Raw genomic sequence first — 12094 nt, 5'->3', positions numbered from 1 at the left:
TTTAGAATTTTACGTTTATACCTAAGGTTAAACTTCTGGTGCTGGGTACGCCCGCATAATCGACTCCGACAGAGCCCGAACCTACAACACCTGCGCCAGCCGCGCTTGTTTCCGGATCCATACCGGAATAGTTGGTCAACAGAAACGCATTTGTGGCGTTCAGCAGCAAGGATGCCCCTTTAATCACCTTCGATTTAGATAAAAATGTTTTAGGAAAATCGTAGGTAAGGTTTACGGATCTTAAGCGCAGCCAATTCACTTCTTCGATGAAGTTACTGGTTTGTTGGCTGTAGTAGCGCTGATAAAAGCTTTGATCGGCCACCACCTCGCGGGTAACATCTTCATATTGATTGGTTGCAGGATTTCGAGCGACTCCGTTTAAAGTAACGGTTTGTCCTCTGTTTTCGGTTTGTTTACTCAAACCGTAATAAGTTAACAGGTACTCTGTCCCGTTCAACACATCGCCGCCCTTTCTGAAATCCAACAGAAACGAAAGATTCCAGTTTTTATAAGTGAGATTGTTGTTAAGTCCTCCGATAAAATCCGGTTCGCGGTTTCCTATCTGAGTAGTATTTGTATTAATAGAAGGTAACCCGGTAGTCCAATTCAAGATATACTTGCCATTGTCATCAGTTGTCCATGACTGACCACTAAGACCCATAAAATCTCCGTTTTCGAAAGAGGCCGCTTTTCCGCCAGCTACTTGTACGTCGGTTACGTAAAGAATGGTGATATCGCCTGGCAGATCTTTAACAATGCCTGTATTGTGAGAAAAGTTCAGTGCCACGTTCCACGAGAAGTTGTCGCTTTTGACCGGGGTAGTGTTCACCGTTAACTCGATACCTTTATTCTGAAGTGTTCCGGAGTTTACATATTTCAAGATACCTCCTGTTGCGTTATCCACTCTGGGTGACAGAATCTGATCAACGGACTGGTTGTTGTAGTAGGTAAATTCAATACCGAGCTTGTTCCTGAAAAGACGCAGATCTGTCCCAATTTCAAAAGACTTTGTTTTTTCAGGCTTTAAGTCGGGGTTGCCCAAAGTGTATTGATTGATCACCCCTCCGCCAACTGTATTCAAAGGAATATCAAGGTAGGTCGCTGTCTTATAAGCCGGCGCGTCTTTACCCACTTCAGCCCAGGAACTTCTTATTTTACCGTAAGTCAGGAAGTTATTTTTAGGAATAAATTCGGAAAATATCAGGCTACCGCTATAAGAGGGGTACATAAATGATTGGTTCTTCTTAGGTAATGTCGAAGACCAGTCATTTCTTAATGTCGCCCCGATAAAGGCTGTATTCTTGTATCCAAACTTCAGATCTCCAAATACACCAACTCTGCGAATTTTAACAAGGTTATCGGTAGAGAACTTGTCATTATCAGACGCGTTATTGAAAGAATAATAGTTCGGGATAGTGAAATTCTGAGTTTTAATTGATGTGGATTTGGTGTAAATATCTTCTGTTGCCGCTCCCAGCAAAAAGTTTACATCCCAATCTTCGGCAAATACCTTGTGTGCATTTGCTAAGAAATTATTGGTTAGGAAATTGTACTGACGAACATTTTGCGAAATCATACCTCTTTGATAGTCCTCGATAGTCGCTGAACCGGCAGAAATGCGCGTGGAATAAGTGGATGTGTAGTTGTCTACACCCAGTCGATAAGTTAAATCTAACCATTTGGCGACTTTGGCATTGGTATAAAATGACCCCAGGAAGCGATTGGTTTTATCTTTTTGAGGATTCATATTGATAGTCCAGTAAGGGTTGTCAATATTGTCCTCGAGCGGAATGTCAGGAAATAAAATATTTTGCGAGCCATCTGCTTTTCTCCAATCCTTCATGTTCCGGTTGCGCGGCCAGGCTATAATAGACTCCATATATCCATTGCCCCCCGATCCATACAGGCCGGTTCCTGTCAGCGTTTTCGTTGTTGCACTTTGAGAATAAGCCGTGGTGGCTCCGAACGTGAATATCCCTAGTTTTTGTTCGCCATTGAACCTGAAATTTGTTCTTTTGTACAATGTGGTCGGTACGATACCTGTCTGATACAGGTTCCCGCCCGACAAATACATATTGCCATTGGCATTCCCTCCGGTCACACTGAAATTATTATCGAAAGTATACCCCGTTTCAAAAAAGTCTTTTAGATTGTCATACTGGGCCTCTCCGCTGGCAAATTCATTACCCCAGGAAAAATACGACTCTTCAGTATAATTATTATCAAGGTTCGATCCCTGCTTATATTTTGACTGCTGCTCTGGTAATTTGTTTACCCAATTTGCGCCGGTCCTCGAGTTCAGCGTTACTGACACCGAGCCTTGTTTACCTTTTTTAGTAGTAATAACGATCGCACCTGCTGCGGCTCTTATCCCGTATAACGCGGCGGCGGTCGGACCTTTCAGCACAGAGATCGACTCTACATCTTCAGGGTTGATGTCCATGGCGCGGTTACCGTTGGTTGTAGCTATGTTAGTATTCCCATCAAAAGCAGACATATCGCCCACGCCGGTAGAGTTGTCCATCGGGATTCCATCGATCACAAACAGCGGCTGGTTGTCGCGTTCCAGCGAAGTACCACCCCGGATGATGATGGAAGCGGACGCGCCCGGTGCTCCACCTGAATTGGTGATATTCAATCCGGCTATTTTACCGTTTAAGGAATTGATCAAATTCGGTTGCTTGTTTTTCATCAACTCCTCGGATTGAATGTCCTGGACAGCATAACCCAGCGCCTTCTTTTCCCGCCTGATTCCCAGGGCGGTAACTACAACCTCTTCTTCCTGTACACCCTGGCCCTGAATCAGTGTTACCTTGATGTTGTTTGTTGGGCCGACCACGACAGTTTGGGTGGTGTAGCCAATATAGCTAAACGCTAGCGCCTGCCCCGTTTCTGCGGCTATCGAAAATTTGCCTTCTGCATCGGTCGATGTAGCCGTTTGAGTACCGGCCACAGACACGGTAACACCCTGAATCGGGCCTGCATCATTTACGACGGTTCCTGTTATTGTCCGGGACTGTCCAAAGACCTGGATAGGCAATAAGCAGTAGAACATCCAAAATAGGATAATGCTTGAGATAGTCTTTCTCATGTTTTCTTTGTTTATTATTATGTGGATTACTTAGTCCTTATCGGTTATTACAGCAGGTGAACACCGGCTTGGCCAAAAAGATTCAGCTTCTCATCCGTAGCATCCAGTTCGGTTATTAGGTAGTCAATTTTATCAACGCCGCAAACGCTTATAGGCTGATACGTTTGCAGCTTTTCTGAGATAGTCATGCAAATAACTTTGGATGCAGAGCTTACCATCGCTTTTTTGATCTGGACAACTTCCCAATCATTATCCGTTACGCCATGATCAACGTCAATAGCGTTAGTTCCTAAAAAGCAGAGATCAGCGTTGACATTGCTGATCTTTTGAATCGCTTCTGCACCGACGGTTATTTTAGAATCTCTTGATAACTTGTCTCCTATAACTACCACTTCTATTTTGGGATGCACCATACATGCATTGATCACCGGAATGCTTCCTGTCATTATAGTTAGTTTTAGGTGGGGCGGTAGAGCCCGGATCAACTCCAGGATGGTCGTGCCGCCGCTTGTCAGGATAAACATTCCGTTTTCGATCAATCGCAATGCTTTGTTTACAATAATCTTTTTTTGAGACTGGGAGTAAACATTTACGGGCTCAAACTGTACTTCGTTAAAAGCCATTGAAAGAGCACCGCCATGCACTTTTATTAATTGTCCTGCCTCCGATAATTCCTGAAGATCTCTTCTGATCGTATCTTCGGAAACCGCTATTTCACTGCATAAATCAACACTCAACACCTTGTTATGGAGGTTGAGCTGATGCAATATATAGGCCTGCCGTTCTTTTTTAAGCACCTTTTGATTGTTAAACTAAGTGACTAAGATAAATAAATTCTTTTCGATAGCTGATATATTATTTTGAGACGATTGCCGAAACACTGCTTTCCTTGTTATCCTGATTCAATGTGGTCACGCAGTAATAACCAGGAGCACTGGCTTCCCATTGTGTCGTTGTAGTAATCGCTAACACACGGCTCTCTTGCTGCAGGTCCGTAGTGTGATAAATAACGGATTTTGTGTTGCCCGTGCTGCTCCACTTCAGCATACCATCTTCTATTCTTACGTTTTGCGGTGTAATGGGCTGAGGCGCCACACTTCTACCTAAAAATGGTATGACTGCAGGACTACTAAAAAACTCAGCCAGCTTAGTGGTAAGTGCCGGGCTTTCATTCAGGTACTTCGCACTGTATAACAAATTGCCCACGACAGCTTTTTTATTTTTGGTGAGATTCAATTGATTGGTGAGTTCTGAAGGGTTGTTCATCAGATAATAACCATGGCCGATCATCAGAAAAGGTTTGTTATTAAAGGTATCCCATTCTGTCAGTTTGGTCGCAAAAGTGTTATTATGATAAATTTGAGGGATGACTATGTCCATCCAACCTTCTTGCGCCCACTTCCTGACATCGGCGAAAAGCGTATTCCTGTTATAACTAAAATCCGAAGTAGGAGAGATGGAAAATACGACATCTGGTTTAGATGCAACGATCACATCGTAGACACTTTTAATGGCTTTATCCACATTACTTCTGCGAAAATCTTCTACCGTGCTGAACCCTGTGCCGTAGGCGGCGTAATCTGCCGCATCAGATACCATTTGACCAGCAGATGCAGGATCCGGGTAAAAGTAATCGTCCATGTGTATGCCATCAACGTTGTATTTTGTGATTATGTCTTTTACGATGTCGGCCAGGCGTTGCCGGGCTTCAGGGATCGCCGGGTTATAGGTTTGCCATTTTTCGTGGCTTACTACCCAATTGGAGGGAATGGATGGATGCAGCGGGGGATAGGGCGTTCCACTGTTCGCTCTCGTGGCAATCCGGAACGGATTGATCCAGGCATGAAATTCAATGCCTCGAGCGTGTGCCTCTTCTATCATGAACTGTAACACGTCGTAGCCGGGATCTTGGCCTCTGCTTCCGGATATATTGGCGCTCCAGGGCTCGTAGGCCGAGTTGTAAAAAGCATCACCCATTCCTTTTACCTGTACAAAAACTGCATTCATATTAAGCTGCCTAAACTTGTCGAGATAAGCGATATATTGTTGCTTTTGGGAGGTTGCGTCGTAATCTCCCTGCGGCCAGTCAAGGCCCCATACAGTAGCCATCCACGCCGCGCGCATCTGCTTTTTAGGAAGAAGCATGGAAGTCTCTTTGGGCTCAGGATCGGGAGGGTTAGGAATGTCCTTATCACTTTTGCTACAAGCGGTCATCAGACTTATTGACACCAGCAGGATTAAGGGTATGTATCTTTTCATTTGAATATAAATATGATCAGCCACTTATGGAAAAATAGAACTATTGGTCTACTAATCGGTTTGTTCTTTCCTGGGAAAATCGATTAGTACAAATCCGGCGTCTGCTGAAGCTGTGTATAGCGTAAGCGTAGCGTCTCTGCCCTCATCATCTTTGGTGATATACCAGCCTGTTTGCGTAGAAGGAGCTGTATTCGCGGGGCCTAAAAGAGAATATTCGTATACCGGAGACTTGTCTGCCCTTTCATTGAAAAGCGTTAATGCTTCTACTGTGTTGTTGCCGCGGGTGATATCATAAACATATAAGACCACCGGATCTGAACCAGACCTTGCAGCGGTAGTCATCACTAAATATCGCTCTCCGTTGAATTGAATAACACGCGCGGCGGAGCCTCTCACAGGAACAGCGGTATTGCTTAATGAATAAGTGATCCCTCCGGATTCATTAGCGACCCTTATCGGAGCATCGTATCCTGTGTAAATGTAATCCGAAGTGTTTCCTACCTGGTTGAATGACATTACAAATGTGGAACCGGTGGCGTTAGGTAACACAGTCGGCTCAGATATATTGGTATAGCCAGTTACCTTTAAACGTAGGATTTTTGAAACAGCGTTGTCTCCGAAATACATGAAGCCGTTGCCATTGGCATCGAGGTTGAGAGACATGTTATCGCCATGCCGAACGCCGGCTCCTGGTATCGTGGCAATGTTCAGATTAGCGATGATATCGGGCGCTGCTGCAGGATCTGTCCAGTGGTAAATTTTAAATGGCGAAGCCTGCCCGCCGGATAGGTTGGCGATATAGGTATGTCCATTGATCTGGGCACCGACATTAACAGGATAGGTGCCGCCTGCTACACCGGTTTGGTTCAACGTGATCGGAGCGATTGTGTTATTACGTAGATCAGAAGCTTTCAATAAATGCGACCCTCCTGCGGCACGTGTTACAATCAAGACATGCTCACCGTCAAAACCCGAACCTCTTGTTGACAGAGATATGAAGGTGGGGTAAACCGGATTGCCTAGTTCATTATTAGTATAATCAAAGATTTGCGGTTTGGCAAAATCAGCGCCAAATACAGGTATGTCCAACCGCAATGTAACTCTGTATTCTCGGAATCTTTTATTGTTTATCACTTTAACAATAGATGTGTTAGAGGCGGCTCCTTCTGTGAATGGGAAAGTATAGGAGTCCTGGTCAAGTTGAGCGCCGTTCGAAAGGGTGGCTTCAAATTTGATGTTGGTAAAATCTGTTAAAGTGTCAATTCGTGGAAACGATACCGTTTTCAAGTTTTCGTCTATAACGCCTTCCAATACTACGTTTCCCGCAGCTCCTGCATTTACTATTTTGATAGTTTTGAGTACTACTTCGTCTGAAGAATCTACATTTTTCGGGAAGTCTTTCGTGCAGGCTACGACGAGCAGTGCCAGTATTGATGAAACCAGCATTAACAGTGATTTTGATATATAGTGAGTCATATCTATCTTTTTAAAGTTTGGACTGAGTACTGATTAATTTTGAGGCCAGCCTTCTGTTTGGGTGAGTGTATAGCCGTTAGTGGTGTATTCGTCTATCTGCACTCTTCCCACCGGTGATAAGTAAGGATTGATGCCGGTTTGATTCAGGAACGGCAACCGCCCATTGGTATTGGTCGTACGGAAAAAGCCTTTTAATAAAGCTCCATTAGATCCGTTGTAGACAATTGTATTACCCGCCATGTCAACTACTGATACGCCTGCTTTTAATTCGGAAGGAACTTCGGCAGGGAAGTTAACCCAGCCGCCGGAAGTGATGTCTTTTCTGGTATCAGTATCCATATACGCCAGTTTTTTCCAACGTTTCAGATCTTCAAAACGGGAATGTTCGAACGCCAGTTCCATACGCCGTTCGCGCCTGATCTCCCAAATTAATGATGAAACAGACGGGTCTTTCGTGGGGTCATTGGGCATATCGCTAAGGTCTAAAGGCGCGGTTTTTTTAACGCCTTTATCAACGGCTTCGGGAGCCAGCGGGCGATTCCTGATCTTATTGATGGATGCGTCTATATCAGCCTGGGTAACCACTGCGCCTCCGACGGTAGACAGTTCTGCTTTGGCCTCAATCCAGTTTAGCAGCGCTTCAGCATATCGGAATACCGGATAATCTGTTTCGTTTTTGTTGCTGGTAAACTCGTTGGGAAGAATGTTTCCGGCCTCCACAGAAGTGATTACGTTTCGGGGGATAAACTTGTTGACATACCAAAAGGCAGCTCTGTTACGGGGCGTGGGTTTATCGTAGAAGGATGCTTCCAGGCGGGAATCTCTCGTGGTGATGATTTGTGTTAATGAGAAGTTATCCGCATCTTCTTCAGAAGAGTTCTGCCAAACTTCGCCATCAACACAAATAAAGGACTTGATCAGATCAGTAGTAGGCCCAAATGCCAGGGTCTCTGACAGATTGTTATATGAAGCTATTGAATGCAGAATATTAACAGCTTGATCATAATGCCTGTAAAACACTACATCCTTGTTATTGGCAAGGGTGCTGGATGCAAACAACGATCTGAAATCTGTAACAATATCATATTTACCGCTGGAAATAATAATGTTGGCGGCTTCCATTGAAAGTTCCAGAAATTTCCTCGCTCTTTCATTATTGTTATAATAATACTTTTGCCAGGTTCCTTCGTAAAGCGCTACTCTCGACGTGAAGCCAGCAACAACGTATTTGTTAACGAACTGGTCTCCATCATTGGCTCTCACATGTTCAAGCGCAAATTTTAAATCTTCATAAACTGCATCCATCACCTCATTTCGCGGTGTCCTGGGTTTGAATAAATTATCCAAATCGAGATCGGTAGGGACATTGCTGTAATAAGGAACGTCCCCAAATCTGGTGGATAATTCCGCATATTCAAGGCCTCGAAAAAACCGGCCGATACCAGTCCAGTGATTAAAAGCTTCCTCTTCCAATATACTTTTCATCCTGTTTTCCAAACGGTCTAACATGATATTAATAGACCTGACATTCGTCATGCTCCATATACTGCTGTTGGGCACGGCGCGGGTAAAATTTCCTTGGTTGCCCATGAGAAAAACATCATCACTAAACTGGTAGCCCATCATCGCTGCGCCGTCAGTGGTAAAGCCCAAACCATATCCTGTAAAAAAGGTGGGGTAAAACTTGTTGGCATAAAGCCTCACGTTATCCTCGGTAGTCCAGGTAGTTTCATCGTTAGCAACGGTCAGTGGCGGGCGGTCTAAAAATTTTTTACAACCCAACGAGGTCATTACTACAAAAGCAAGTATAAAAAGCGAAGTGTTTGTATATTTCATGACAATAGTTGTTTTTAATTATAGTGATACGTTTACGCCCACAGAAGCTATTTTGAAGGTGGGGTTTGATGTGCCAGTGCGGCCCAGGTTATAATTGTCGGCTAACATGGAGCTACCGGAGATCGCTTCAGGATCTATCGGTAGCCCTCGTAGTTTGTCGAAAGTGATGAAGTTTTCAAATGAAACATAAACGCGCGCCTGCTTCAGTTTTATGTTGTTAAGGATATTCGGCGAAACGTTATACCCCAACGTAATGTTCTTGATTCTGAAATATGACATGTTCAACAGGTATCTTGTTTGTGGCACCATCACGAAACCGGAATTGGCTCCATTCAGATTCCAGGCTCTTGGATAAAAAGCATTAGTGCGGTCTTCCTTCCAGAAGTCTTCTGCAAACGTTTGAGGCATGGCGCCATCTTTTACATGGAAGCCGGGAATGGCCAATTGACCTGCGCCCCAAATGTGACGTTTGCCAACACCCTGACCCATTACTGAAAAGTCGAAGGATTTATAATCCAGCCCTATTCTGAAACCATATTCGTACCGGGGAAGAATATTGCCGATGACCACCCTGTCGCCCGGATCGCCAAATGTTCCTTTACCCGGCGTGATATATCCATCGCCGTTCACATCGACAAATTTTACATCACCCGGGCTTATTAATAATATCTGGTTGCCGTCTTCAAAATATGTTTGATACACGGGATTGTTACCCGCAAGTTTGTTCGTTCTTTTAGCAGTCCCCTGCCATACAATCGTTTCCTGCACAAAGTTTCCATTGGCATCATAAATAAAGTCTTCCTTTTGATAAAGCCGGTCAGTTACGTAGCCGTAGATATCGCCGTAGCGCTTACCCGTAGTATAAGTTCCATCAATATTCCGGTCTTCGTATGCCATATTCCAGTCTGCGGACTTTGTTATGTCTGTTACAGCGTCGGACAAGTTAGCCATCAGGTTAATGCCCAGCCCGCTTTTGAATCTGTGGTTGTAATCCACCGCAAGTTCCCAGCCTTTGGTCTTAAGATTTCCGTAGTTCCCCTTCGGCGCCGCGGCTCCATAGGTTTCAGGAAGACTTCTTCCCGAAATGATCATGTGTTTAGTTTCACGCTGATAGATATCGAAGACTAAGCCGAATTTGTTTTTGAAAAAGCGCAGATCGGCACCAAAGTTTAGTGTAACGATGTCCTGCCAGGTTATACCCGCCGATATCGGGTTTGGCGTACCTAATTGAACAAATTGGTTGCCGGCACTATTGAGCCAGGAATTTTTCGATATGTCCATGGTGGATAGGTACAAGCTGTTGGACACGGACTGATCGCCAATAGAACCCCAGGAGCCGCGGAATTTAGCAAAGCTCAGGACTGGTTTCACATCGTTCATAAATTTTTCATCACTGAGGACCCATCCGGCAGAGAAAGACGGATACCATTTCCAACGCAGATGTGCGGGAAATTTAGAAGTAGCGTCGTATCGCAAACTACCCTCAAGCAAATATTTGTTAGCAAAGGCATAGTTGATTCTTCCGAAATAACCCACCTGAGCATCCCAGTTGGCATCTCCGCCCGTCGTCTCTGTGCCCACTGCAAAGTCAAACTGTGGATTCTCTTCGTTGATAAGTTGCGTCTTTCTAGACCAATGGCTGTCCCATTTATTGGATACGATGTTCGTACCAAGCATGAATTTAAAGTCATTGTTCGTGTTAAGGTTCCAGTTATAAGTAGAGTATGCGTTGATCGTGTGCCTCTGTGCTCTTAACGTAGACTGATAAATGTAGGTTTGATCTTTCGTGATATATTGGCTCACGGGGAACCTGTAACCAGGAACACCGCCCGACTCTGTTGGATTACCATCGTCGTCAACATACACGCGGTTTCCTTCCTCGTCGTTCCAGGCTACGGGAGCGTACCAATGCCAGGCTCCCGAAAAAGTGGGTAAAGAAGACTTCGATAAATCCTGTCGCACGTCGTAAGTATAGTCTGCAATGATCTGCCAGTCTTTATTTACATCAATCGTCGTTCCGAAGTTCAGGTTGGTATATTTATTTCCCAGAATCGCCGTGTGTGCGTTTTTCGTATCCCAATAGGGATCACGTATTTCCTCTCCCAACTCTTTTACGCCGGTGGGAAAATAGCGGCTCCATCTGTATAGATATAACCAAGGGTCTGCACCGAACCCGGTTGCTGAATTGGGATATCTTTTAGTTCGGTCAGAAAACAAAGTACCTCCACGTATGGTAATGTGGTCACTCACCTTAGAAGAGATATTCAGATTAGCAGTGTACCTGGTATAATCATCGTGCGGCGCTGGTTTCATCATGCCCTCTTGTCCGAAGTAACCGAAGCTCGCGTTATAGGTTGTGTTATTGGATTTGCCGTTGAGAGAGATGTTATGATTTTGTGTGAAAGCTACTTTTTTGATCATCGCTTCAACCGGATCGTAGATCCTGATACCAAATTTGTCCACACCGTCAAAATACCAATCCCGATTATAAACTACCGGATCAAAAGCGCCCACAGTGTTTCCATATTTTTGCTGCCACTCCCGGGATTTTTGCAGGCTTTCTTCGCTGATCCGCCAAAATCCCCCCGCCGGTCCACTTGCTTTCATGTTTTTATGGGCTTCCAATGTGTATTCGAGGCCGTCAATACCGGCGATTTCAATTTTTTTGGCGGGGTTTTGCCAGGATAAATTGTTGGTATAAGACAGGTTGATTCCATCCGTTTTGGCACCGCGCTTGGTCGTGATCAGTATCACACCGAAGGCCGCCTTCGCTCCGTAAATAGAACTGGCAGACGCATCCTTAAGTATACTCACGCTTTCGATATCATTTGGATTGATCATCTGAATACTCGGCACCTCAACGTTGTTGACCAGAATAAGAGGTTGGCTGGAACCTTCAATGGAACCAACAAATCCTCGGATTCGCATCAGAGGGTCGGATCCTACTTCGCCGCTAGGAATTCTAACAGATAAACCTGGAATGGCGCCTTGAAGACCACGGCCCGCATCAGCTATCGGCCGGCTTCCTAATGTCTTCTCTACGTCTACCGTAGCAACAGCTCCGGTAACATTGCTTCTGCGCTGCTGTCCGTATCCTACCACTACTACCTCATCCAAATCTGCTTCTCGCGGAACTAATGTAATTTCTATCTGGATTGAATCGCCCAACAAAATATTTTGAGTAGTGTATCCAACGGAAGAAAATTCCAGCGTCTGACCCGGATCAGCGCTAATTGAAAAGAATCCGGAAGACTCCGTAAGGGTCGCTTTATTCGTATTTTTTACCGAAACGGTAACACCCGTAAGGGGACTGCCTTCCGGCGAGCGGACAAAACCAGAAACTTTGTTGTCCTGTGCCGTTGCAGTAAAACTCGAAAATACGAGGGCGGTAAAGAGCGCAATTAAGAGAAGAAGTTTTCTCATACTTATTAT

At 44.7% G+C, this 12094-nt stretch carries 6 protein-coding genes; all 6 read right to left on the bottom strand.

What is annotated here, in order from left to right; translation table 11 throughout:
- Position 1 precedes the first annotated feature (1 nt).
- From ACU37H_RS07960 to ACU37H_RS07935, 6 genes are read right to left on the bottom strand one after another with little or no spacing between them, the layout of a single operon-like run.
- Positions 2-3091 carry a SusC/RagA family TonB-linked outer membrane protein gene (locus tag ACU37H_RS07960; RefSeq protein ID WP_472702059.1) on the bottom strand — a complete coding sequence of 1030 codons (3090 nt, stop codon included), beginning with the start codon at positions 3089-3091 and terminating at the stop codon, positions 2-4.
- A 47-nt stretch (positions 3092-3138) separates the two neighbouring features.
- Positions 3139-3888 carry a DeoR/GlpR family DNA-binding transcription regulator gene (locus tag ACU37H_RS07955; protein ID WP_472702060.1) on the bottom strand — a complete coding sequence of 250 codons (750 nt, stop codon included), beginning with the start codon at positions 3886-3888 and terminating at the stop codon, positions 3139-3141.
- A gap of 58 nt (positions 3889-3946) precedes the next feature.
- Entirely contained in the window at positions 3947-5350 is a 1404-nt protein-coding gene (locus tag ACU37H_RS07950) for a glycoside hydrolase family 10-like protein (RefSeq protein WP_472702061.1), read from the bottom strand.
- Positions 5351-5401: 51 nt separating this feature from the next.
- The gene (locus ACU37H_RS07945) at positions 5402-6826 is read right to left on the bottom strand and encodes a DUF4623 domain-containing protein (RefSeq protein ID WP_472702062.1); all 1425 of its coding nucleotides are present in this window, start codon (positions 6824-6826) and stop codon (positions 5402-5404) included.
- A gap of 33 nt (positions 6827-6859) precedes the next feature.
- Positions 6860-8662 (bottom strand): RagB/SusD family nutrient uptake outer membrane protein, encoded by a 1803-nt coding sequence (locus ACU37H_RS07940; protein WP_472702063.1) that lies wholly within the window; start codon positions 8660-8662, stop codon positions 6860-6862.
- Between the two features lie 18 nt (positions 8663-8680).
- Positions 8681-12085: a SusC/RagA family TonB-linked outer membrane protein gene (locus ACU37H_RS07935; RefSeq protein ID WP_472702064.1), complete on the bottom strand. Its 3405-nt coding sequence runs from the start codon at positions 12083-12085 to the stop codon at positions 8681-8683.
- Positions 12086-12094: the final 9 nt, after the last annotated feature.

The sequence above is a fragment of the Niabella sp. ZPM-14 genome, assembly GCF_055693045.2.
Note: the sequence above shows the minus strand (reverse complement) of the source record. Positions and strands in the feature narration are given on the sequence as shown.